Here is a 24,374-nt window from a genome sequence, read left to right on the forward strand (position 1 = left end):
AAATGTCTACACATTTCTTTCTTCTTATACCCTTGTTTGAAGGAAGAATATCCACTAGGCTTAGGAAGATAGCTATTATTTGAAAGAGAGGCTGAAATTTGTGCGAAAATATAGAGCACTGCTGCTGGCTGTTTTCTTCAGTATCTTTTTGGCCGCATGCAATCAGGGCATTGAAGATCCGCTCGAGTGGGAAATAGAAGAATTTACTTTTACCAACCAAAATAATGAAGAGTTCGGCTTGGCTGACCTGGAAGGCGAAGTTTGGCTTGCCGACTTTGTGTTCACCAATTGCACTACAGTCTGCCTGCCAATGATGGCCAATATGACCGACTTGCAGGCACAGTTGGCAGCTGAAGGACTGGATGTCCAGATTGTTTCCTTCAGTGTGGATCCCGCGTTTGATAAGCCTGAGATTCTAAAATCCTATGCTGAGAACTATGGCGCCGATTTATCTGCCTGGAATTTGCTGACTGGCTATACCCCCCAGGAAATAGATGAATTTGCCATGGAAAATTTCGAGACTTTAGCAAGAAAACCTGAAAATGACGACCAGGTTATTCATGGCACTTACTTTTATCTAGTCGATCAAGAAGGTGTCATCATGAAATCATATGACGGATTAAATCCACCGGTTGAAGAGATTTTAGCAGACGCAGAAATCCTGCTGACGGAGGAATAGCAGATGAAACAGAAAAAAATCTGGACGGTCGCCCTCCTGCTTGCTGCCGCCGCATTGCTCCTCCTTTTTTTCATTCCACGTGAAAATGTTCCGGCTGATGAAAGCCGAGTCATCCTGGAACATTCCTTTAGGACGTATATAGCGCCTTCCTGCTTCGAACAGGCAGAAGCCACTAATTTCCTGGAAGAATCAACACTGGAGACAGCCAAAGAGCTCAACTATCCTCCACATTCTTCCTGTACCGAAAAAGCCTTTGAAGGCAATCGGGACAGTGGATTTATCCGGCTGATGAAAGAATTGGGCATTATGGAAAAAGAATCGACGGATTGGTAACTAAAAAACAGCCCGAGAATTTTTCTCGGGCTGTTTTTCGTTATTGCATTTACTTTATGACTTTGACGCACACTGGAGCGGTGGTCTGTATGGTATTCTCAACCGCACAAGGAGCACCTGAACCGACGATCTTTAAAACAACAAGTGTGTGTGAGTTTTCATTCGCTACTACCATCCAGACATTGCCGGGGATTAAAGTAAAATGCCTCGGCCCTTCGCCTCCAGAACTGGTCAATCCGATATTTTCCAATGTACCATTCTCCTGAACCGCAAAAGATGCGATGCTGTCATGTCCGCGGTTTGATGCGTAAACAAACAGGCCATCGCTTGAAACAGTAATTTCTGCGCTGGTATTTTCTCCTGTGTAACTGTCAGGCACTAAAGGCAGCAGCTGCAAAAATTCCAATTGCCCATCTTGGCTGATTTTGTAGACCAACAGCGTGGAGTTAATTTCGTTTAAGGAATAGACTAAAGGTTTTTCTGGGTGAAAGCTTAAATGACGCGGACCTGCTCCCGCCTCTGTTTTCACTTTGTACTTCAGCGTTAATGTCCCGGTATTGGCATCCAGTTTATAGGTGGATATTGTATCTGTCCCCAAATCTGATACCAAAAACAAATTTTCCCCCGGAACTTGTATGACTGAATGCGGATGAGCAGCATCTTGCCGATCCAGATTCGGCCCGGAGCCTTCGTGCTTTACTGAAGCCGCTAGCTCCCCAATCGCTCCATCAGCATGGAGCGGATAAACATTCACGGTCGCGCCTGAATATGTAACAGTGAGCAGCCATTGTCCCGTTTCATCGATGGTGACATGAGCCGGATGGTCCCCGTTGGAAGATTGGCGGTTGATTTCCACTATTTTCCTGGCTGCCGGTTGGATCCAATAGCTGACAAGTTCGCCATTGCCCACTTCACTGGCAGCTACAAAACTTGTGCCGTTCGGATGAACAGCGATAAAAGATGGGCGTTCAATACCCGCTATGCCCATTAGCTCTGTTAATTCCCCCGTGGTGTCTTCAAACTCCCAAAGTTTGATGCCCGGTTCTTTTTCTGATGAATACGATCCTGTCAGCAGGTAGCTGGATGCCATCAAATTCCTCCTCGATTTCTAGTACAAAGCAAACTTCTCCACTTTTAGTGCGGGTATGGCACGGACGCAACTTCTTCGTCCAATTATAAAATTTTAAATTCCCGTGAATTTCCGGTGAAGATGAGTTAAAGTAAGCTATGAAACCTGACCAGTCTATTATACGAGAAAGAAGGTTGTCCATGAGAAACTTCGGTTTATCCGTCCGCGAAAAAAGCATTGTGTGCATCGGCTTCATGGGAGTCGGAAAAACAACTGTTGGAAAACTGCTGGCCCAAAAACTGTATCGCAACTTCGTCGATATTGATGTGGAGATTGAGAAGGCATTTGCTATGCCGATTTCACAAATATTCGAAATCTACGGGGAACAGGCCTTCCGTGCCAAAGAAAAAGAACTGATTGTGAAATACAGCCAACAGCCGCTGAACATCATTTCTGTCGGCGGCGGTGCCTTTTTGCAAAAAGAAATACAGGACATCTGCATGGCCGACTGCATCGTCCTGTTTCTCGATATCTCATGGGAATCATGGAAAGACCGCATCCATATCCTCGTCGACAACCGCCCTCTTTTAAAAGGACGGTCTCTCGAAGACATGAAAACGCTGTTTCTTGAACGGCAAACGATTTATTCTTTAAATCATTCCAAGTTCCAGGTCGATAATTTCAAAGCGGAAGAAGCGGCTGATTACTTGGCTGATGCCTTGAAACTATCCTGGGAAATTCATGCACCCCAGCCAAAATAAAAGAGGAAACCCGTCATATCCATATGGCGGGTTTTTTGTTGATTTGTCATATCTTCTGCCACTCCTCCCCGTTCTAATATTCAGATATTTTAAAGTATACGATATGTTTTGGAAGCTTACAATTTTTATCTTAGTAAAATATATATGCTGAAATAAAGGAACCAACTTTTACTCTGTGCTTTGGGCAGGACAAAGGGGAGTGCTCCTACAACAAGCCAGTGGATGCGCCATCGCTAAGAAGTAGAGTAAATTCAAATCAAATTCATGTTTTCCGCTGTATTCTTAAAAGAGATGGAGCAAATCAGCGGAAGATTCCGTTACAAGTGAATTGCCGTCTGGATGAATAATTGGACCATGATATAAAAAGCGACAGCAAACTTCAAGTTGAATTGCAGGCCATTCCGGATGCCGCTCAATCCATTGACGCTGCTCAAAATAATAACCGGCATCACAAAAGGAGATAAAATGATGGAGATGACGCTTCCCGAAGTCACGGCCAGTACAACCAGTTCCGGTGGGTATGGAAAAGGGATCGCCTCTAAAACCCCTGTCACCAAAACGATGACCGGCAACGGCCCCAAACCGATAAAGCCCAGGAAAATGATAATGAACGGAACCAGGAACAGAACATTGAGCACTGGAACGATTCCAGTCAAATAGTTCATGCCGTCGATCACATAGTCACCCGCATTTGACTGATTCAGTGCATAGATCAACAAACCCGCGGCAATTAAAATGCTGAACTGCTGCGCCTGTTTTGCAATTCCTACCGTAAAATAATACCGGGCCTCCACAACAAAACTGGAAGGTTTTCTTTTGACTAAAAAATACAGCATGGTCCATCCGAGGATTACTAATGGAATGGCCAACAAAAATTCCAAACCGGTCATTTCATGCACAATGAAAATGGTCCCAAACAGGGAAATGAACAGGAACACAAACTCTGCCACATCCTTATTCCACTTTCCTTGGTTCCGTGAATTCTTCATAGCTTTATCAATTTCCTGTTTCAAAACGTAGGTAAAGTCCACTCCGTACTTCTTTTCCTGGAAATAAGAGAAAATTACAGATAAAATCGTTCCTGCGAAAGCGAAAGCAAACCCGAGCGCCATCGACTTCCAAAGAGTCGCTTCAAGTGCTTCCACTGCAAAAATAAAGCTGGGGATGCTGATGACCCATAATGTAGACAATCCAAAGCCGCGCAAGATAGCTGTTCCTTTAAAGTTTTCCCAGGCCTCGTCTTTATGTTCTTTTAAAAACACATCGATAAAGCGGTACATCATCGGCACCACCCCAAACAGCAGGAAATGAGAAATTATTTGGGTCATTGCCATCAGCCCAAAGTAAAACTTCTGGCTCTTATTTAGCAAATTATGGGCGAAACTCATAATCTCTTCTATATAAGGTTCTTCTTTCAAAACCCAGCTGATCATTGGAACGATCAGCAGTAATCCAATGAGGCTTCTCATCTGCTTCAGCCCCTCGAATATACCACTCATAAAAGAATTGCTTGTAAAAAAGAGTACTATCAAAGCCGCGGCAATCAAGAACAATTGCAGTTGAACTTTTTTCAATGGCAGCAAGAACAGGGCCGACAATAAGATTAGCACGCCTAAAATTGGGAGCATCGCGTTTAAAAAAGTAAGTGACAAAATGCACGAGAGCATACGCCGAAACTGAAAAAATAAATCCTAAAGCTGCTTTCTGATTCATTTCATCCCCCCTTTGACTAGCTCCATCATTTCTTTTCATTCTACACCTTTTGTTGCACTATTCTTTCAAGTTCCATGGATTTCGGATTGATTTCAGGACTGGGCGGCTAAGGCTGCACTAATCTCACGGCATCTTCTTAAGATTTTTTGTTTTCAGTTAATATGTGATATGCTCTGAGATAACAATGAGTGGTATTTCATTGAGGAAGCAATTCCCTATGGTAAAGGCTTAATAAATTGACATCGTGTTCTCATAGTATAGGAGGAATTAAACGTGGGTGTAACAAGAAGCTTCTTTATCGCCTTATCCAAAAACCAGGCGCTCAATAGCGGGGCTAAAAGATGGGGTTTAAAATTAGGCGCCGGAAAAGTAGTTGCCGGAACTGACATCAAAAGCATGATGCAGTCGGTCAAGGAACTGAATGCGAATGGAATTAGTGCCACAATCGATAACTTGGGTGAATTTGTACAGACCAAAGAAGAAGCGACACAAGCCAAAGAAGCTATCCTAAAAACACTGGAAGCCATTCAAGTTCATGGCGTTAATGCACATATGTCTATCAAATTGACACAAATCGGCTTGGATGTAGACCCGGATTTCTGTCTGGAAAACATCCAGGAAATTGTATCAGCTGCTGCAAACTATGATATTTTCATTAATTTGGATATGGAAGATTATGATCATCTGCAGCAAACATTGGATATCCTCAACATCCTGCTTCAGGAATACGATAATGTCGGAACCGTGATCCAAGCCTATTTATACCGAGCCGAAAAAGATCTAGAAAACTTGAAGAATGTTCGGCTCCGCCTCGTAAAAGGGGCTTATAAAGAAAGCCCGGAAGTTTCCCTTCAGGAGAAAAAAGAGATTGATGAAAATTATTTGAAGCTGATCAAACTCCACCTGCAAGCTCCTGGATATACATCGATCGCAACGCACGACCATCATATTATTGAACAGGTAAAAGCGTTTGTAAAAGAGGAAAATATTCCACTGCACAGCTTTGAGTTTCAGATGCTATACGGTTTTCGGACAGAAATGCAAAAGGATCTGGCAAAAGAAGGTTTTGCATTCACAACCTATGTTCCTTTTGGCCAGGACTGGTATGCGTATTATATGAGACGATTGGCTGAAAGACCTCAAAACATCAACTTGGCGTTGAAAAGTTTAGTTTCTAAATAAAAAGAAGCACCTCCAGATTTCGGAGGTGCTTCTTTTGTCCATTATATAAGTTGAACAAAAGAAACGCTTTAGAATGCCGCTTCGCCAGTGCGTCTTATGTCCGTCGAGGGGCCGCAGGATGCGGGTCAGCTAACCGTTGCGACACGAGGTCGCGTTCTTAGGTTAGCTTCTGCTTTTGGGCGCTTCCGCTTTTCTTTTTGGCCAGACTCCAGCGCCCAGATTCTAGGGTCATAAGCCACTCTGGCTATTCGGCAAAGAACGCCGCTTCGCCAGTGCGTCTTATGCCCGTCGAGGGACCGCAGGATGCGGGTCAGCTAACCGTTGCGACACGAGGTCGCGTTCTTAGGTTAGCTTCTGCTTTTGGGCGCTTCCGCTTTTCTTTTTTTAATCCAAGTTTCTTACTTGGATTGGCGGCAGTTCTTGCTGAAGGTTCTTTCTATGTCTTTCATATTGCAGTGGCAGCATCAACGCTTCTCCGAGCGATTCGGGAGATTCATCTATTGCAAATCCTGGAGGATCGGTTGCGATTTCAAATAAGATGTCTCCGTATTCCCGGAAATAGATGGCATTAAAGTAATTGCGGTCTTGAACAGGGGTCACTCCCAATCCGTAAGTTTCTACATGCTCTTTCCAATCCAATTGATCAGCATCGTCCTGCGCACGCCACGCAATGTGGTGCACAGTTCCAACGCCCATCTGCCCTGTACCAACCGGAGACAATTTTACATCAATGATATTGCCCAGATCGCTTGCAGCACGGAAACGCAAGAGGCCGTCTTCTTCCCCTGTCCGTTCGAGTCCCATGACCGTCTCTAATAATTCAGCGGTTTTTTCCGCATTGGCCGTATATAAAGTAGCCCCGCCAAATCCTTTGATCGCAACCTCTTCCGTAACTTCACCAATTCCCCAGCTGTTTGCTTCGCCTTGCTGTCTTTCAACCAGTTCCACATGCAAGCCATGAGGATCATCAAATGTTAAATATTGCTCTTCAAAACGCTTTGTTTTTGAAAACGGAACCTTGAACTTTTCCAGCCTGTTTTCCCAAAAAACCAGAGCTCCAACAGGAACTGCGTAAGTGGTGACACCAACTTGGCCATCCCCGATTTTCCCTTTGTAGGCATCTCCCCAGGGAAAGAAGGTAATGATGGTTCCGGGCTTTGCAGTTTGATCACCAAAATATAGATGATAGGTTCCTGGATCGTCAAAATTCACTGTTTTCTTTACCAAGCGCAACCCCAATACACCTGCGTAAAAATCTACATTTTCTTGCGGGTCTCCAACAATTGCAGTGATATGATGGATTCCCATTGACTTCTTCGCCATTGCGCAGCACTCCTTTGTCATTACAACTATATGGTTATCTTACCATTGTATTATCTCGAATTAGAAATATTGATTGCAATTCTGTGTTCAGACACTATTTAGCAATAAAACTTCATTGCGGCTTATTGTCTTCATGCTTTTCCAACTGTTCTTCTCGCTGTTGTTTAATTTCTTCCAAGCTTTCTTTGTTGTGCTGTTTTTCTTCTTCAATTTTCTCTTTTCGCTGCTGTTCTTCTGTTTTAGAGATATTCGAATTTTCGTGTTCTTCTTCCACTTGATCTTTTTGATGCTCTTTGACTTCTTCTATTTTTTCTACTTCCTCTTGGTACTCATCTTCCACTTCAGAGGTGGAGGGAAGGAAAGGTTCATTGTTATAATCCGTTCTTCTACCATGACGGAGCATATCATAAATGATCAGTCCGTTGTTCGGCATCCCATTGGCCGTTTTCATTGGAACAATATCAAATAATACATAGTAAAAAGCATAAAAGACAAATCTGTCCCAGAAAGTGGCATACTCTTCCAGCATGCCATTCGCCAACATGGCATTTATCGTGACGGCCACTACCAGATTCACTAAAATAGGGCTTGCATACAGGGATACATAAGCAAACTTCCCTTCCCTTTTCAGAGAATCATACGAATACCAGCTATACAGATGATAATATTTCCGTATGTCGAACATTCCTATTTTAATAATCCTTGTACCCGAACCAATCGTCATTCGCGGGTTTTTCACGCCCAAAATCAAGCTCATTATTAAATAACCCGACTCTCTTAAAAAGACGACAACCGGCAAGATAATAAATGCGGAAATTATCAATGCTACTAAATCGGCTAATCCGAACATTCGCTCACTCCTTTTCGAAAGCCCAAAAAGCTCTACCTCCTAAGGTACCCATATTATGTTGCATTCCTGCTCTTCTATCATTACAAACATATTTCAGTTTGATGAAATTAATCTATTGGTCACTATCTTTTTTCGTGTTAGCATAGTTATTATATAAAGAAGCTAAAAAAAAACAATTGCAGTCACGCAACTTTGAAACCGATCTTCTTATAACATGCACCAGCCGGTCAATTAACACGATGATTATTAGTGAAAATTCACTTTAAAGGATGGATACTGTGGGAGCTCAATTCAGACACTGGATTCAAAAAAAATGGATGATGCCTGTTTTCTTGATTGCCCTGTTATTTATCATGGCCGCTTTTGGGGAAATCACCTCCTCCCCCGATGCTTCGGCATCCATACAAATTGCAGGCTCCGCAGCCTTCAGCTCTCCACCAAACATCAATGAAATCAGCGAGCGGGTCGAAGTTAGAAAAAATTTATCTTATAGTGATACCGCTAACAGCTTTTTGGATATTTATTATCCTAAAGATGGAGCCGCTTCAATGCCGGTCATTTTATGGATTCATGGCGGCGGCTATGTTGGAGGTTCCAAAGACAGCCGCCAGGACTATGCAATGGCTTTGGCAGATGCCGGCTATGTAGTAGCAAACATCGATTATGCCTTAGCCCCAGAGTCGCTTTATCCAGGTCCAGTGCTGCAGGCGAACAAAGCACTTGCCTATATGCAGCTTCATGCAGCTGAATACGGCGGCGACATGGACCGTGTATTTGTAGGCGGCGATTCGGCAGGAGCGCAGATCGCCAGCCAAGTTGCTTCGCTTGTATCGAATGTAGAATTGGCCGAAACGATGGCGATTCAACCAGCTATCGCCAATAGCCAACTTCAAGGAGCATTGCTTTTGTGCGGCTTGTACAACTTGGACACGGTCAGAGCCACGGCCTTTCCCAATATTGATGTATATCTATCAGCTTACACAGGGGCAGAACCATTCGAATCGTTCCAGAGGATCGATGAGCTTTCGACGGTCCAACATGTCACCTCGAACTTTCCGCCCGCTTTCATCACAGTCGGTGACGCAGATCCTTTTGTGTCGCAATCCACTGAACTGGCCGATGTTCTGCAATCTTATGACGTTCCAGTCAGTTCTATCTTTTTTGAAGGTACCCAAAAAAATCTGAAGCACGAGTATCAATACGATTTAAGCACGGAAGATGCGCGGGAAACACTTGATAAAACTCTCCAGTTTCTTTTCATCCATAGTCAGTAACGTAAAAAACGAGCAAGCCGCTTATCTGCGGCTTGCTCGTTTTTGGTTCATCCTTGATTTATTGCACTTTCCTTTACTACAGCTGCCGCGTGCTTCCGTTTTTTAGAAGGCAGCATGTTGAACAAGATATTCAGAACGATAGCGGTAACACTCCCAGCCACGATTCCGTTGCTTGTCAAAATTTGAACACTTGACGGCAATTGAACAAACAATTCAGGAACTACAGTAACCCCAAGTCCGATGCCGACTGCACAGGCAATGATCATGGAATTTTCCTGAGAGTCGGTAATAATTGTGCTTAACATCTTAATGCCCTGTGCAATGACCATACCGAACATCGCAATCATGGCTCCCCCAAGAACAGAAGGTGGGATAATTGTTGTCACAGCAGCGATTTTCGGAACAAATCCAAGGGTGATCAGCATAATGCCGGCAATCAGAATGATTTTACGCGATTTGACGCCCGACATTTGGATCAGCCCGACGTTTTGTGAAAATGCTGTATAAGGGAACGAGTTGAATATCCCTCCAAGTACAATGGCCAATCCTTCCGCCCGGTATCCTTTTGCCAAGTCTTTCTCGGCGATTTTCTTTTTCGTGATGTCACCAAGTGCAAAGTAGACGCCCGTGGATTCTACCAAGGACACCATTGCCACTAAGATCATCGTCAGGATAGCCGGCCATTCAAAAGTCGGAGCTCCAAAGTAAAACGGTTCGACCATATGGAAGTACGAAGCATCAGCAATAGGTGAAACATCTACTTTTCCGAAAAAAGCAGCCGCGACCGTTCCAACAATCAATCCCACTAAAATGGAAATGGCTCTTAGAAAACCAGTTGAGAATCGATACATGAACACAATAAACAAAAGAGTACCGAACGACAGCCCGATATTGACGAGTGAACCAAAATCACTGGCTCCCTGTCCGCCTCCCATATTGTTGATGGCTACAGGTATTAACGTGATTCCGATAATAGTAACGACTGTCCCTGTGACAACTGGCGGGAAAAATCGGACCAAACTGCCAAAAAACCCGCTGATTAAAACAACGAACACCCCGGAAACGAGAATAGCCCCGTAAATAGCGGAGATGCCGTATTGCCCGCCAATAGCAATCATTGGTCCAACAGCAGTAAACGTACAGCCAAGGACAACCGGAAGGCCGATGCCAAAAAATCGGTTGCTGACGATTTGAAGAATGGTGGCTACACCACAAAGCAGAATATCAATCGCGACCAGATACGTCAGCTGTTCTGCTGTCAGCCCAAGAGCCTCTCCGACAATAAGCGGAACCAATACCGCGCCTGCATACATGGCCAATACATGTTGAAATCCTAAAGCCGTTTCACCCAATGTTTTTTTCATTGATTTTTCGCCTCCTCAAAAAATGTCACTTTTCCATTTTCCAAAGACGAAATATTTGCCAATGTCTCGACACGGATACCACGCTCACGAAGCAAACCGCCACCCGGCTGAAACCCTTTCTCGATAACGATTCCGATGCCAGCCAACTTCGCGCCAGCTTGCTCAACAATATCCAATAACCCTAATGCCGCCTGTCCGTTTGCCAGAAAATCATCCATGACCAGCACAACGTCATCTTTTTGAAGAAAATCTTTTGATACTGAAATGTCGTTGGTTTCATTTTTGGTGTAGGAGTGAACGCTTGCTGTATATAAATGATCCACCAACGTCAGTGATTTGCGCTTTCTTGCAAAAATCGCCGGCACGCCTAAAACCAACCCTGTCATCATGGCCGGTGCGATTCCTGAAGATTCCAAAGTTAAAACTTTTGTGATGCCGTCTTCTCTAAAGCGCAAAGCGAATTCTTCACCAATCGCTTTCATCAGCGGCGGGTCAATTTGATGATTTAAAAATGAGTCTACTTTCAACACCGATTCCGACAAGACTTTGCCGTCCGATAAAATTTTATCTTTTAATTTCTTCATGCTGTCAGCTCCTCTTCTGTCACGGCTGAAGACATAAAAAAAAGCCCTCAGAACGTGCATCCATCCATACCATGAGTGGAGCAATGTCCTTCGAGCTTGAATTCGAAAGGAAACAAAAAGAAAAGACACCAAAAAAAGTGCAATCCCCATGCTTCGTTGCTTCTCATAGTCAGTTCGTTTACGGCAAACCGGTAGAAACTTGCGGGCCATATCCCCGCGATTATATGAGTGAATCGTATTTGAATGGTTTTATTATAGCACGCTGTTTTCGCTTTTCAACAAAGCTGGAATTTAAAAAGTATTCCCTTTATTCTGACAGAAACGCCATTTTACTTGTCGCCTTCAGCCTCCCATAAATGCTTGCCCAACTCTTCACGGATAGTATCCGGAATTTTTTCGGATTTCTGGCTTTCCAGGTTGTAATTCACATAGACAGCAATATTCCGCGCACAAAGTTTGCCGCTTTGATGCAGCTCTTCATACAACTCCAGGCTGCTGCCGCCAACTTTTTTGACCCATACATTTACTTCAACATCCTGGCCGTAATAGAGTTGTCCCGTAAATTCCAAAGTGGTCTTGACTATGACCATTTTCCAGTTTGCAAAATCATGATCTGGTGTAAACAAGTCAAAAACCGGTTTTCTGCCTGCCTCAAACCATACTGGCAAAGTCGTATTGTTAATGTGCCCGACAGCATCCGTTTCAGAAACTCTTGGCGTCAATATCGTCTTATACATAGGCTTCCTCCTAATTTAGCGTAACGCTTTCTTTCGCTCATAATTGCCTGACCCTCAGAAAATCAGCAAAAAAAGATGGCGCCGATTCGGCATCCACCTTTTCTCTTTTAGTTGTTAATATACTTTTCAAACACGTCGCCAAAATCTTTAACATGGTATTGGTTGCGGACAGATGTCATCCAAGTAAAGCCAAAATCAGTCAGTTTCGAGTATTGGTCATCCAATGCCACTTCTCCGGTTCTGGAATTTTGCAGGACGGTAACCGCCTTCTCCAGACTGTCATTGGCCATATTAATGATAATTGAATTCTCGTGAGTGTTTTCGGCAATTCTCAACAGTGATTTGTAAAGATCCGTCAAACGGTCTGCCTGCTGTTTTTGAACATCGATTTTAAATGGAATTGTCCCTACAACAAAGGCAATTTCTACATCCAAATCGATTTTTCCGGCAGTTTCAAGAACCACACCTGAAATCGTGTACTGGGAATATGGATATCGTTTCAATGTACGCTTGGAGGACATTGCGCTATCTCCGTCAACGTGGATAATTGCAAGGTTTGTGAAGCAATATTCATCTGCTTTCGTTTTGATAAGAAAATAGATTTTTTCTCCATCTTCGTACATAACATAATCATCCGAATCTGTTTTGTCAAAATCCTGCGGATCGATTATTTTCCCTATGTCTGACAATCCAAGAGCTTCTGAAGCCATCTTTTTAAACATCTCGCCCATTCCCCTTTTTCCATAATATAGTGATTTGTTCAGATTTATTTTAACAAAGAAACGCAAGAAGGACACCAATAATTTCCATCAAAAGTTTTTTCTGCAGATTGTGCCCTTCCGCTTTTTCCTTATTTCATCTTTTTGTCACCAGTTCTGTCGATTTTGTAAGTGAATTCCACTTCTATTTCCTTTCCTGCCGCAATATGGACGCGAAACTCCAACTCGTTCGACTGCTTTAATTCGTAGTCGTGGCTGGACGACTCCATCTGCCAGATCCGTTCGTGAATTTGATGATTAACCTGGATTCGCACATATTCTGATTTTTGATTTTGCAATTTGTAGACATGAGTCACATAGTCAAAATGGCCGTGCCGCTCACGTTTTTTCTCCCAGCTTTTGCTGACAATATCAAACGCCTCTCCTATGGCAATAGACACTTTTTGTTGTGGCGCAGTATGGCTGATGGCATTCTCGCCAATAAATTCCATTTCCCCATCACGGTCCTGCTCATAAACTTTGAAAACCCCTTTAGGCAAAGCAATCCCAAGTTGGTTGTCTTCAGTATTGTCAAATTCCACGATAACTTTCGCCTGCTGGCTGCCCGGTTCCACTTTATACAGCTTCCTGAAAACCACTTCCTGTGCTTTTTGGAAACGGATCTGCTTCGTCTGTCCGTGCAACAGGGTTACTGGACGTTCGATGCTGTATGAATGATAATCAGCGAAGCTATGTTCCTGAAAAGAAGATTCCGGCCTCTCATCTTCGGCAAAAAGCCTCGCTTGTGCATATAATGGATGAGCCTCCACATACCGGTTCACCTTGCCGGAAGCCAGTTTGAGGCGGCTGTCAAAAAAACTTATGCCGCTGTTATTCGACAGCTGGACCCAGCCCAAGAGGCTTAACTGGGATCCGCGGATTTCTGCGACATAACTTGCCCGCCATTCCAACCCATTAGTCAAATAAGAAATTTTTGCTTCCAGGTCCGTTTCGATGGGAGCTGTTTTCCATACCAAGGCCGGTTTCGTCAATATCCCTTCCGGCAACGAAGGAAGAATCAGCTCGCCAATCGGATCTATGACCACTTCTTTCGTATCGACGCGTTCACCGATGATACTCCCAGAAACACTGAGCAAACGGATCTGCATTTCTTCATCAAGCTCCGCATTTCTTACAGTAATAACCTCATCAATGTATTTTTCCAAGAGCTTTTCTTTGCTGATCAAGTCATAATTATGGCTTTGTTCCAGTACATGAAGACCATCGACCAAGACGGATTCCGCTTCAATCCCTGCAGCGACATCCATAAACTGCACTTCAGTTGTTTCTTTGTTCTGTGGAATCATTCGCGTCTCTTTGACCAACCCGAACCCATCATTGTAGATTGTTAAACTTGAAGATGTCTGCTGTTGGCGTGTTGATTGAAATTTCATACGGATCTCTCCTTTTCTCCAGATCTTATCTGCCTGTTTGAAATCCAACCTTAAGTTCAGCTTGTTGGCCGGTCAAAGTACTGCTGGAGATAAGCAATCGTATCCAGACGGCACCTTTCTGATAACGGGGACTTTTTCGGATGTACCAGATCCCCATAAAGCAGCTCTTCTAAAAATCGTAATTCTCCATCATGCCGCCGATTTTTCTGCTGATCATAAACCTCAACTTTTATGTAAATTGCCGTTCCTTGTTCAATAAAATCGGTGACAGTAATTCGGCATTTCATGTTTATCCCCGCCGTTTCCCAGTTTCTGCTGCTACCGGATGCTTTCCAGATGCACCATAAGGTTTTCCCAATCTTTCCGCTCTTCACTGTTGGGATCATGAACAAGCACATTTTCGCGGTTGAATATCATGACTGGCCGATGTTCGAGATTATATGATCCCCACTCAGGAAGCTTAGGCGTGTTTGGATTGCCGCTTCGGGCAAAACGAATCCAGGCATGGTGCATTTCTTCCGCCAGCTTCTTTCGTTCCTTTAGGTTTCCGGTTAACCTTTCTGTACCTGCTCTTGAAAGAGTATTCCAAACAAACGGAAGTTCAAGGCTGTGGCAGGCTTTCAGCTCTCCATTAAAAACAGGAGTTTCCCAGTCGAACCGGTACATCCATACTGGAGCCTCTTGCTTGACCTGCAGCTCTGCCAGTTTTAAAGCCGGAGATGTAAACAGGCTCATCGTCATCAGTTTGTCGAAGATCCCCTGATTCAGTTCTTCTCCATCAATCAGATTCCGGGAAATCTCCAGCCAGTTAAGGCCGAATACGCGTTCAAAAATGGAAGAGATTTCTTCCGGGTCGTTTTGTTTCCAACGAGGGTCAAAAAAGCTGAAAAGCCGGTACTCATCTTTATTCGTGCCAATCAGCACCGGAATCTCTTTCATTGCCCCTTCGGCTATCGCTTGTTCTGGATGAACAGGAAGCAGGCCGCCTTCTATCACTGGAACCAGGCTCATGGCTGGCAATAATGCGGCAGTATCCACTAATTGCTGAGCCGGAATCCGTCTGATTTTGTCCACTTCACCATGTCCAATTTTCAGCGCAGCCAAAAGGCGGCTGCTTACTTTTTCCGCAATAGCGGAACTGAGCACATTAGCTGCTGCGCCGCTTTGCAGAATTGCCTGATGGAACAGCCCTTTCGCTTTTGGAACCGCCATTAATACACCAATGCTCATCGCTCCGGCAGATTCACCGAAAACCGTTACACGCTCCGGATCTCCGCCAAATCTTTCGATGTTGTCCTGTACCCATTGAAGAGCTGAAATCTGATCAAGAATGCCGCAATTGCAGGACCCTGAAAAATCATCGCCTCCCACACCACCCAGATGCAGAAAACCTAATGCGCCCAAGCGGTAATTGAATGTCACAACGACAACATCCCCTTCTGACGAAAAAGAACGGCCATCAAAGGTTTGGCTGGAACCTGTTCCAGCGGTAAAAGCACCGCCATGAATCCATACCATGACTGGACGGCGTCTTTTGTCTGCTGCAGGTGACCAGACATTCAAGTAGAGGCAGTCTTCACTTGTATTGTCTGTCTGATTCCCTAAAAATCCCATAATTTCACTGGAGGCTTGCATAGCAGACGGACCGAATAAAGTTGCCTCACGCACTTCTCCCCATGGCTCAGGAGGCTGCGGGGCTCGAAAACGCAGATCGCCAATGGGCGGCTTAGCATAAGGAATGCCTTTCCAAACGGTTACGTTGCCCTTCTTCTCTCCGCTCAGCTTTCCGTATATACTTTTAACGATGGTTCCTGTCATAGTTTTCTCTCCTTACTGATGATGCTTTGTCCCCTACATTCTACCATTCATCCTTATAAATAGCCTTGTTTTATCTGATTATTGAGTATAATTAAAAACGTTTTCTCACCCGCCATATGTGAACACAAAAAAGACCCGGAGCTTTGCCCGGGTCTTTCATTTTTAAAATAAACCGATGGCTTTGCCATCATCTGCAACGTCCATATTCAGAGCGGCAGGCTGTTTCGGAAGACCCGGCATGGTCATGATGTCACCTGTCAGGCAGACCAAAAATCCTGCTCCCAGCTTCGGCATGATTTCCCGGATCGTAATGATAAACCCTTCGGGACGGCCAAGCAGTTTTGGCTGATCCGATAACGAATACTGGGTTTTCGCCATGCAGATCGGCAAAGAATCCCATCCGTACTTCTTCAATTCGACCAATTGTTTTTGCGCGAGGTCCGATAATTGAATATCGGCTCCCCCATATACTTTTTGGACAATCGCACGAAGCTTGTCTTCAATTTCATCGTCTTCCTTGTACAAGTGCTGGAAATCTGTCGGGCGCTGCAATTCCTGCTTGACCAATTTGGCCAAGGCAATTCCGCCTTGCCCGCCTTTCTCCCAGACTTCCGTCATGGCAATGGCAACTCCTTCTGCCTCCGCCCAGTCCAGAACGACTGCTAATTCCGATTCACTGTCCCCCGCAAAACGATTCAACGCGACAACCGGCTCAATGCCAAATTGACGGATGGTGTCCACATGCTTTTCTAAGTTAACCATTCCCTGTTTCACCGCATGGGCATTTTCTTCAGCCAATAGATTTTTTGCAATACCGCCATGCATTTTCAGCGCACGGACCGTCGCTACAATGACAACCGCATCGGGATGGAACCCACCTTTTCGCGACTTGATGTGCATAAACTTCTCTGCACCTAGATCTGCTCCGAACCCGGCTTCTGTTACGACAATATCTGCCAGCCTTCTTGCTGTGTTCGTCGCAATCAACGAGTTGCAGCCATGGGCTATGTTTGCGAACGGGCCGCCATGAATGATGGCAGGAGTTCCTTCGATCGTCTGAACCAGATTGGGCTTAAACGCTTCTTTCAGCAATAACGTCAAAGCACCTTCCACTCCAAGGTCCCTTACCGTGATCGGCTCCCTGTTGTACGTGTAGCCAATGACCATCTGTGCCAATCGCTCTTTTAAATCCGATAAAGAAGTCGCTAAACAAAGAACCGCCATAATTTCTGAAGCTACGGTAATGTCGAAACCGTCCTGGCGAGGAATTCCCTGTCCAGGGCCGCCAAGACCAATTGTTACTTGCCGCAGCGCGCGGTCATTGATATCGAGCGCGCGCTTCCATGTGATGCGGCGCGGATCGATATTCAAGAGATTTCCTTGGTGGAGATGATTATCAATCAACGCAGCCAAAGCGTTGTTCGCTGAAGTAATAGCGTGTATATCCCCTGTAAAATGAAGATTGATATCTTCCATTGGCAAGACTTGTGCAAATCCGCCGCCAGTGGCTCCGCCTTTTACGCCCATGACTGGACCCAAAGATGGTTCGCGGAGCGCAACTGCGACCGATTCATCTAATTGTTTAAATGCATCTGCTAATCCTACTGTAACGGTAGACTTTCCTTCTCCGGCAGGAGTGGGGCTGATAGCTGTAACCAGCACCACTTGTCCCATTTTTTGAACAGGCGGCAATCGATCAACATTAATTTTTGCTTTATAGTTTCCGTACAATTCCAAGGCTTCTTTAGAGATGCCTGCCTGTTCTGCAATTTCCAAAATCGGCAGGATCGTCGCTTTACTCGCAATTGATAAATCCGTAAACGCCATGAATAGAATCCCAACTTTCAATTTTTTTTATTCAGTATAACCTGTTTTTGCTAAAATAAAAAATAACCGCCTCCCTAAATTTCCGAGAGGCGGTTATTTTCACTGACGTAAGGACATCCTTCCAGTTGACTGCATTGCCCCGAAGCAATGCTAGAAGATTATTCTTACGCAACCAGAGTCTATTTTATTTTTTTGTAAGATCGGTTTGTTTTTCTTTGTTCTGCTTTTCTTCCAACTCAAATTCTGACGTCACGTCGTCCATCACTTCTTTTGTCGAGTTTTTGAACTCTTTCAAAGTTTGGCCTACCGCTCGCCCTAATTGCGGCAATTTAGCTGGCCCGAAGATGATCAACGCGATAATCAGGATTAAGATTAGTCCCGGCACACCGATATTCGGCATAATAAATCCCTCCTTTACTGTATTCTGGATGCCATTTTCATTTAAGCTCTTTTTCAAGCCGTTGATTCGACCTTCTTAAAGTGATGCTGGAAACCACAATGCTGATCTCAAACAAGACGAATAATGGGATGATGATCAAGACGTCCGACAGGAAATCCGGAGGCGAAATCAATACACCGATCACTACCAGCACAAAATAAGCGATTTTCCTCATTTTCCGCAAAGATGCGGGCGTAACAATTCCCAACTTGGTCAGGAACATGATGACAACCGGCATTTCAAAAACGATTCCCACTGGAATGATGAGGTTGAACATAAATGTGAAATACTGGCTCATCCCATATGTCTCGGTTGCGCCAATTGATTGATTGATATCAGACATGAAATTCAGCATCATCGGAAATAGGATAAAGTAACTGAAACTAACTCCTGCAAAAAACAAGAAGAATGACACTGGGATGAATAAAAACGTTCCTTTCGCTTCATTCTCTGATAAGCCTGGTTTCACAAATAGCCAAATTTGATGCAAAAGCACCGGCAAAGTGATCAAAATGGCCAACAACAAAGCACATTTAAAGTAAATCATGATGCCATCGGTAAAGCCGAAGACATTCCAATCGACATTGACTGCCGTTGGCTGCATCTTGATGAAGTTTAGAATTTTTGCTGCTATGGCAAATCCGATGCCCAAAGAAACGGTAAATGCAACAGCGATTACAATAAGCCGCTTTCTTAACTCTGTCAAATGCTCGACAAGAGTAAATTCTTGTTCCATATTCCTTAACCACCCATTTTGTGAACTTCAGGAATCCTCTGCAGGAAACCTTGGCAAAACTGCCCTCATTCCAACAAAGTTTCTCTTTCTATCTGTGAAACTTTATTAAAATAGTGATTGACGTTTCTTTCCACTTGTTATTATACTCTTCATAAACGATTTGTAAATCATATATTTATGGTTATCGAATTTTTATCGAGGCAGGTGAATTACATGACGAAATATAACGATGAAGAATTGAGGATGATCAATCAATTGCTCTTAGCCATCTTCTTGGTAGGAGACTTTGCTTATTTTCTTTTCCTGAATAATGCCGTATTCCCCTGGTTTGCTTTAGCAGGAGCTTCAGTCGGTTTAGCCATTATTGTCCTATGCTGGACAGGGACGAAATACCTCCTGTTCAATATCAGTTTGGTCTTGGCAACAGTGGTCTTTTCATTGGCTTTCAACTGGGGAGCAATTTTTTAATTCGAATCCAAAAGAAGATTCCTTGCTTATAGGAATCTTCTTTTTCAATTTTATCATAACCTAAAGTATATATATTCATGGATAAATAAGTATTATTCTTAACGCATCCATCGGCGTATAATTTTAATTTGTGTGTATGGGATCATTATTCTTATCTAAGAAAAAATACCAGGACAAGGTTCTAAATAGAGTTTTCTCGCTTTACTTTGAAGAAATTGGAGGTTTTATCATGGCAGACAACAATACACAAGCTGGCAAAAAAGGAACAACGAGACGCGATTTCTTAAAAAATTCCGGGCTGACAGTCGGAGGAGTTGTTTTAGGAGGGGCGATCGGAAGCTTGTTCGGCGTTAACAACACGACGACAACGCAAGAAACTGCACCCGCTGCACCGGCATTGACCGTAAATCCCGCAGCAGCATTAATGTTCTTTACGCCCGACCAATATCAATTGACCCAGGCAGCTGCTGAACGCATTTATCCAAAAGACGACAACGGACCAGGCGCCATGGAATTGAACGCCGCCATTTATATCGACCATCAACTGGCTGGAGCTTGGGGCATCAACTCCAAAGAATATATGGCCGGACCGTTTTACAAAGCGGAAGAAACCCAAGGCAGCCAAATCCGTATTTTGCGCAAAGACCTTTTCACCATGGGATTGGCAGCCTTAAATACTCACAGCAATAAAACGTTCCAAGCAAACTTCGTCGACCTCGAAGCCGAGCAGCAAGACGAGATATTGACAGCTTTCAGCGAAGACAAGGCACCTGAAATTTCAAAGGTGCGTTCAAGCATCTTCTTCAGCCTGCTGCGCACTTTGACGATTGAAGGCGTCTACGCCGATCCACTATATGGCGGCAACAAAGATATGCAGGGATGGGCAATGCGTAAATACCCAGGCACTCGCTTAAGCTTTGCACAAGAAATCCAAAACAGCGATTTCGTTCAATTGGACCCAGAGAGCCTTACGAGCCACATGGGCCATTAATGACAGGAAGGATTGATAAATATGGCTACAAAATTACCTAAAGTACCCGTCGTTGTTGTCGGCATGGGCTGGGCAGGCGGCATTGTTTCAGCTGAACTGACCAAAGCAGGCATATCCGTTGTCGGACTCGAACGCGGCAAAGATAGAAACACCAGCGATTATATGATGGCTCACGATGAATTGCGTTACCAGCACCGTGAGGAATTGATGCAGGATCTATCCAAAGAAACCATCACAAGCCGTAATGACGAAAAGACTCGCGCCCTTCCAATGCGCGATTATGGCACTTTCATCGTCGGAGATGGCGTTGGCGGAGCCGGAAGCCACTGGAACGGACAAACTTATCGTTTCCTTCCATATGATTTCGAAATCAAAACCATGACTGAAGAACGTTACGGCCCTGATAAAATCAGCGCGGATATGCCTCTTCAGGATTGGGGAATCACTTACGACGAAATCGAACCGTATTACGATACATTCGAAAAAATGGCGGGGATTTCCGGTGAAACGGTGGAAGGATTCGGTTATGGCGTTCGTTCAAACCCTTATCCAACGGGCCCCATGCTGAAGACGCCAATCATGGAATTATTTGAAACAGCTACAAAAAATCTGGGCTACTCTCCTTATATACTGCCTTCAGGCAATCTTTCCGAAGCTTATGAAAATCCGGATGGCATCTCCCGCGCTGCTTGCCAATACTGTGCATATTGCGAAAACTTCGGTTGCGAATATGGCGCTAAAGCTGACCCTGCAGTAACGGTCATCCCTGTCGCTAAACAAACAGGGAACCTGGATCTGCGCACACATTCCAACGTTATCGAAATCTTGAATGACGGATCAAAAGCGACCGGCGTCATTTATGTGGACACGATCACCGGTGAGGAATTTGAACAGCCTGCTGAAGTCGTTGTTCTGGCAAGCTATGTGTACAACAACGTCCGATTATTGTTAAATGCAGGACTCGGGAAACCATACAACTCAGCAAATCAAACCGGGTCGATCGGCAAAAACTATTGCTATCAGGTCAGTTCAGCTTCTTCTATGCTGTTCTTTGAAGATAAGGAATTCAATCTTTATGGTGGAGCAGGCGCACTTGGCATCGAGATCCCTGATTTAGTCGGCGATGCATTTGATCATTCAGATTTGAACTTCCTTCACGGTGCAGGCATCCGAGTTACCCAATACGGCAACCGTCCGATTGCGAACAATGTGGTTCCTGCTGGCACACCTGCATGGGGCGCTGAGTTTAAAGCGGCATCGATCAAATACGCCAACAGCTATTTCCCGGTTAAATCACAGGGAGCCAGCATGCCACACCGCTACAACTACCTGGATTTGGACCCGGAGTATAAAGATGCATACGGCAAGCCTTTATTGCGCATGACATTCAACTATACAGACCAAGACCGTGAACTGGTGAAATATATATCCAAGGTTACGCACAAAATCGCGGAAGAAATCGGTGCTGATATCATCCAGACAAACGAAGAACAAGGCGACTTCAACGTCAACAAAGACACCAACACCCATAATACAGGCGGCGTTATCATGGGAGCAGATCCTGAAACGTCCGCAGTCAACAGCTATATGCAAATGTGGGATGCTGAAAACGTATTTGTTGTCGGAGCATCCGCTTTCCCGCACAACAGTGCATTCAACCCAACAGGAACTTTAGGCGCGCTTTCTTACCGTGCAGCCGAAGGCATCCAGCGATTCTTAAAAGATGGCGGTTCTCTCGTCTGATCAATTCAATTTAATTCAAAAAGCTGCAGGTTCCATTTGGAACCTGCAGCTTTTTGTTTATTGCGGGGCAGGGCTCGAATGTACTACAATGTGTTCAGCACAAGAAAGTTTCTAGAGAGGAGAAAGGACATGGATTTTCTGCAATTAAAGTATTTTCAAGAAGTGGCAAAACACCAGCACCTGACGAAAGCCGCTCAAGCGCTCAACGTTTCCCAACCCGCACTCAGTAAAACCATTGCCAAGCTGGAAACACGTCTCGGCTACCAGTTGTTCGATCGCACCGGCCGACAAATCCGTTTGAACTCTTTGGGACAGGCTTACCTGAAAACTGTCGATGCAATTTTTCTGGAACTGCAAAAAAGCGAGAAAGAACTGGCTTTTTTGACGGAAAAACAAAATCGCCTGATTTCGGTAGCGGTCACCATTCCGACTATCCTCCCCGAACTGTTGGGGGGATTCCTGAAAACCCATCCTCAAACTCAATTCCGCCAATACCAGGCGTTTGCCCAACGCATGCAAAGCCAGCTCGAAAGCGGTGAGATTGATGTTGGCATCTCCACTTTTCCTATCCAAGGCGAAAATATCGAGTGGTACCCTATTATAGAGGAAGAAATCCTATTGGCGGTACCTCTAACCCACCCTCTCGCCTCACGCAGTAGCATTGAGCTGACAGAAGTGCGCAATGACCCGTTTATCGTTATGCCTCCAGGCTACGGTTTTCGCGACTTGACCGAAAACCTCTGCGCCCGGGCCGGCTTCTATCCTGACTTCGCATTTGAAGGAGATGAGACTGGCGTCACTTACGAACTGGTTGAAAAAGGTCTCGGCATCGCTTTCAGCCCTTCATTAATCCGCAGCAAACGCATCTCTTCTCTACAATTGACCGAATTGAAAATTTCCGAACCGGAATGTACCCGCTCGGTAGGACTCGTCTGGCACAAAGATCGCAGCCAAACAGATACCGTCAAGGAATTTATCGCTTATACGATTGAGTTTTTGGAAGAACAAAAAAAGAAAGCACTAGCTAACGGAGAATAGCATCAGAACCGTATATCCCCAATGATCATCAGTTCCGGGAAATCTTCCTCCACGGTTGCCAATAAATCATTTTCCTCCAATTGTTCATACAGCTCTTCCTCATCGGCTTTTCGGATTGGCTCCAAGTTTTCGGTAAGGTCATGGAATTTAAGAATGTATTTTTTCTGGCCGTTCTTGGTCAGCACATAGACATCCAAAGGCTCATACTTTTTCACTTCTTTCAACTGCTGGTGCTCGAGAATCGATGCCGCATCCAGCTTGTTGAAATGGGTATAGAGAAAGCTTTCCGAACGCCCGTCTTCCGCTGAAATAAAGCTCATTTTCGCATGGTGCCGATTGATGAAGCGTTCAGACAAGGACTGATGGAACGAAATGGTTTCCCATTCAACATCTTTGCTGTACTTCTCGATAAAACGTTCAGACAAAGTCTGATGGCGCGTCACTAATGTCCAATCCACTTGACGGGCATGGCGGTCGATCAACGGCATGGGTAAATGCTGATGCCGGCAAAGCTCTGGCCATGATAATTCATGCTGATGCTTTTCAATAAATGCCGGAGACAGCCCTTTGGAGTTTGCCAGCTGCTGCTTCACCGAAACCAGCTTCCAGTATTCCGCCTCATCAAACGACTTGCCTTCTTTTTCTACCGTCTTTTGCTGCTTTTTACTAAGTTCATCTGCCGCAATCGGACGCCATTTTTTCTTGTCTGCATATTTTTCGATAAAGGCTTCAGAAAGCTTTTGCGCTTGAATAATCTCATCCCAAAACAAACGGTTTCTGTACTTGCGGATAAAGCCTTCTGATAAATCCTGGTGACGTGAAATCAGCTTCCAATTCACTTGATCCAGGTTTTCTTTGATGAACCGTTCCGACAGCCGCTCTTCTTGGCAAATCTGGTTCCATGGGATTGAGCGCTTGTCTGCCAACTTTTTTTCGTCCATTAATTCGGTTAAGGAATTAAACATATAAACCACTCTCTCTTTGCATTTTTGATAGTGTCTATATTAACATGCCTCCCCATGAAAAACCCGCACCTCGGTCGAAACCGAAATGCGGGAAATGGTTTTCTCTTCTTTTATTGCTTCTCTTGATCCTCTTTGTCTTCCAGATCGTCCTGCAGATTCGGGATTCGTCCGCTGTCTGTCATTTCCATATCATTCTCTTGTTCTCTTAGCTCCTTTTCCAGCTGTTTTTGCTTTAGTTCCTCTAAATTTTTGTCTCTTGCCATCTTAATCCCTCCTTAATTTACTTTTTGCCGAATGCCAGCCATTAAAACTGAAAAACGTTTTTCCT

Annotated in this window: 26 protein-coding genes and 1 riboswitch; of the genes, 9 read left to right on the plus strand and 17 right to left on the minus strand. The window is 44.5% G+C overall.

Annotated features, from left to right (window positions below; all coding sequences use genetic code 11):
* The first annotated feature begins 100 nt into the window (after nt 1-100).
* Both GJB59_RS02850 and GJB59_RS02855 read left to right on the plus strand, forming a co-directional pair.
* Complete coding sequence (locus tag GJB59_RS02850) at nt 101-679, plus strand: SCO family protein (protein WP_142827457.1); 579 nt, start codon at nt 101-103, stop codon at nt 677-679.
* A gap of 3 nt (nt 680-682) precedes the next feature.
* Nucleotides 683-1,012, plus strand: a complete 330-nt coding sequence (locus tag GJB59_RS02855; protein WP_142827458.1) for a hypothetical protein — start codon at nt 683-685, stop codon at nt 1,010-1,012.
* 49 nt (nt 1,013-1,061) lie between these two features.
* Here the strand turns inward: GJB59_RS02855 and GJB59_RS02860 are convergent, their stop codons facing one another.
* The gene (locus tag GJB59_RS02860; protein WP_142827459.1) at nt 1,062-2,102 is read right to left on the minus strand and encodes a lactonase family protein; all 1,041 of its coding nucleotides are present in this window, start codon (nt 2,100-2,102) and stop codon (nt 1,062-1,064) included.
* Nucleotides 2,103-2,281: 179 nt separating this feature from the next.
* Here GJB59_RS02860 and GJB59_RS02865 point away from each other — a divergent pair, with 179 nt between their 5' ends.
* Nucleotides 2,282-2,842 (plus strand): shikimate kinase, encoded by a 561-nt coding sequence (locus GJB59_RS02865; protein WP_142827460.1) that lies wholly within the window; start codon nt 2,282-2,284, stop codon nt 2,840-2,842.
* Nucleotides 2,843-3,159: 317 nt separating this feature from the next.
* Here the strand turns inward: GJB59_RS02865 and GJB59_RS02870 are convergent, their stop codons facing one another.
* Nucleotides 3,160-4,311, minus strand: coding sequence for a hypothetical protein (locus GJB59_RS02870; protein WP_328822956.1), 1,152 nt, complete (start codon nt 4,309-4,311; stop codon nt 3,160-3,162).
* Entirely contained in the window at nt 4,214-4,555 is a 342-nt protein-coding gene (locus GJB59_RS19280; protein WP_328822957.1) for a hypothetical protein, read from the minus strand. Before GJB59_RS19280 ends, GJB59_RS02870 begins: the two co-directional genes overlap by 98 nt.
* Before the next feature lie 273 nt (nt 4,556-4,828).
* On the opposite strand from GJB59_RS19280, the gene GJB59_RS02875 reads away from it, so the two are divergent.
* Nucleotides 4,829-5,737, plus strand: a complete 909-nt coding sequence (locus GJB59_RS02875; protein WP_142827461.1) for a proline dehydrogenase family protein — start codon at nt 4,829-4,831, stop codon at nt 5,735-5,737.
* 384 nt (nt 5,738-6,121) lie between these two features.
* Here the strand turns inward: GJB59_RS02875 and GJB59_RS02880 are convergent, their stop codons facing one another.
* Nucleotides 6,122-7,060 (minus strand): ring-cleaving dioxygenase, encoded by a 939-nt coding sequence (locus tag GJB59_RS02880; RefSeq protein ID WP_142827462.1) that lies wholly within the window; start codon nt 7,058-7,060, stop codon nt 6,122-6,124.
* Between the two features lie 112 nt (nt 7,061-7,172).
* Nucleotides 7,173-7,910: a hypothetical protein gene (locus GJB59_RS02885; RefSeq protein ID WP_142827463.1), complete on the minus strand. Its 738-nt coding sequence runs from the start codon at nt 7,908-7,910 to the stop codon at nt 7,173-7,175.
* 269 nt (nt 7,911-8,179) lie between these two features.
* Here GJB59_RS02885 and GJB59_RS02890 point away from each other — a divergent pair, with 269 nt between their 5' ends.
* Nucleotides 8,180-9,184, plus strand: a complete 1,005-nt coding sequence (locus GJB59_RS02890) for an alpha/beta hydrolase (RefSeq protein ID WP_236015379.1) — start codon at nt 8,180-8,182, stop codon at nt 9,182-9,184.
* A gap of 47 nt (nt 9,185-9,231) precedes the next feature.
* Here the strand turns inward: GJB59_RS02890 and GJB59_RS02895 are convergent, their stop codons facing one another.
* The 10 genes from GJB59_RS02895 to tatC form a co-directional block, all read right to left on the minus strand.
* Complete coding sequence (locus GJB59_RS02895) at nt 9,232-10,548, minus strand: nucleobase:cation symporter-2 family protein (RefSeq protein ID WP_185960019.1); 1,317 nt, start codon at nt 10,546-10,548, stop codon at nt 9,232-9,234.
* Nucleotides 10,545-11,132, minus strand: coding sequence for a xanthine phosphoribosyltransferase (locus tag GJB59_RS02900; protein WP_142827465.1), 588 nt, complete (start codon nt 11,130-11,132; stop codon nt 10,545-10,547). Before GJB59_RS02900 ends, GJB59_RS02895 begins: the two co-directional genes overlap by 4 nt.
* A 146-nt stretch (nt 11,133-11,278) precedes the next feature.
* Nucleotides 11,279-11,380: riboswitch (purine riboswitch) on the minus strand.
* A gap of 81 nt (nt 11,381-11,461) precedes the next feature.
* The gene (locus GJB59_RS02905; RefSeq protein ID WP_142827466.1) at nt 11,462-11,869 is read right to left on the minus strand and encodes an acyl-CoA thioesterase; all 408 of its coding nucleotides are present in this window, start codon (nt 11,867-11,869) and stop codon (nt 11,462-11,464) included.
* A gap of 107 nt (nt 11,870-11,976) precedes the next feature.
* Nucleotides 11,977-12,591, minus strand: a complete 615-nt coding sequence (locus GJB59_RS02910; RefSeq protein WP_142827467.1) for a PH domain-containing protein — start codon at nt 12,589-12,591, stop codon at nt 11,977-11,979.
* Nucleotides 12,592-12,719: 128 nt separating this feature from the next.
* On the minus strand, nt 12,720-14,021 hold the full coding sequence (locus GJB59_RS02915) for a DUF4139 domain-containing protein (RefSeq protein WP_142827468.1): 1,302 nt from the start codon (nt 14,019-14,021) through the stop codon (nt 12,720-12,722).
* A gap of 56 nt (nt 14,022-14,077) precedes the next feature.
* Nucleotides 14,078-14,308 (minus strand): hypothetical protein, encoded by a 231-nt coding sequence (locus GJB59_RS02920; RefSeq protein ID WP_142827469.1) that lies wholly within the window; start codon nt 14,306-14,308, stop codon nt 14,078-14,080.
* Nucleotides 14,309-14,339: 31 nt separating this feature from the next.
* Complete coding sequence (locus GJB59_RS02925; RefSeq protein ID WP_142827470.1) at nt 14,340-15,839, minus strand: carboxylesterase/lipase family protein; 1,500 nt, start codon at nt 15,837-15,839, stop codon at nt 14,340-14,342.
* Between the two features lie 162 nt (nt 15,840-16,001).
* Nucleotides 16,002-17,666, minus strand: coding sequence for a formate--tetrahydrofolate ligase (locus GJB59_RS02930; protein ID WP_142827471.1), 1,665 nt, complete (start codon nt 17,664-17,666; stop codon nt 16,002-16,004).
* A 184-nt stretch (nt 17,667-17,850) separates the two neighbouring features.
* Nucleotides 17,851-18,069 carry a twin-arginine translocase TatA/TatE family subunit gene (tatA, locus tag GJB59_RS02935; protein WP_142827634.1) on the minus strand — a complete coding sequence of 73 codons (219 nt, stop codon included), beginning with the start codon at nt 18,067-18,069 and terminating at the stop codon, nt 17,851-17,853.
* 34 nt (nt 18,070-18,103) lie between these two features.
* Nucleotides 18,104-18,841, minus strand: a complete 738-nt coding sequence (gene tatC, locus GJB59_RS02940) for a twin-arginine translocase subunit TatC (protein WP_142827472.1) — start codon at nt 18,839-18,841, stop codon at nt 18,104-18,106.
* A gap of 213 nt (nt 18,842-19,054) precedes the next feature.
* Between tatC and GJB59_RS02945 the strand changes: the two genes are divergently transcribed.
* The 4 genes from GJB59_RS02945 to GJB59_RS02960 all read left to right on the plus strand — a co-directional run bounded on the left by GJB59_RS02945 (nt 19,055) and on the right by GJB59_RS02960 (nt 23,081).
* Entirely contained in the window at nt 19,055-19,309 is a 255-nt protein-coding gene (locus tag GJB59_RS02945; protein WP_142827473.1) for a hypothetical protein, read from the plus strand.
* A 229-nt stretch (nt 19,310-19,538) separates the two neighbouring features.
* Nucleotides 19,539-20,300, plus strand: coding sequence for a gluconate 2-dehydrogenase subunit 3 family protein (locus tag GJB59_RS02950; RefSeq protein ID WP_142827474.1), 762 nt, complete (start codon nt 19,539-19,541; stop codon nt 20,298-20,300).
* Between the two features lie 21 nt (nt 20,301-20,321).
* Entirely contained in the window at nt 20,322-22,043 is a 1,722-nt protein-coding gene (locus tag GJB59_RS02955; protein ID WP_142827475.1) for a GMC family oxidoreductase, read from the plus strand.
* A gap of 129 nt (nt 22,044-22,172) precedes the next feature.
* Nucleotides 22,173-23,081, plus strand: a complete 909-nt coding sequence (locus GJB59_RS02960) for a LysR family transcriptional regulator (RefSeq protein WP_142827476.1) — start codon at nt 22,173-22,175, stop codon at nt 23,079-23,081.
* Between the two features lie 2 nt (nt 23,082-23,083).
* Here GJB59_RS02960 and GJB59_RS02965 read toward each other — a convergent pair whose 3' ends face one another.
* Both GJB59_RS02965 and GJB59_RS02970 read right to left on the minus strand, forming a co-directional pair.
* A complete protein-coding gene (locus GJB59_RS02965) occupies nt 23,084-24,046 on the minus strand; it encodes a hypothetical protein (RefSeq protein WP_142827477.1) in 963 nt (320 codons plus the stop codon).
* Nucleotides 24,047-24,156: 110 nt separating this feature from the next.
* Nucleotides 24,157-24,309 carry a hypothetical protein gene (locus tag GJB59_RS02970; RefSeq protein ID WP_185960021.1) on the minus strand — a complete coding sequence of 51 codons (153 nt, stop codon included), beginning with the start codon at nt 24,307-24,309 and terminating at the stop codon, nt 24,157-24,159.
* Nucleotides 24,310-24,374: the final 65 nt, after the last annotated feature.

This window comes from Planococcus soli, assembly GCF_016881065.1.
Lineage (GTDB): Bacteria > Bacillota > Bacilli > Bacillales_A > Planococcaceae > Planococcus > Planococcus soli.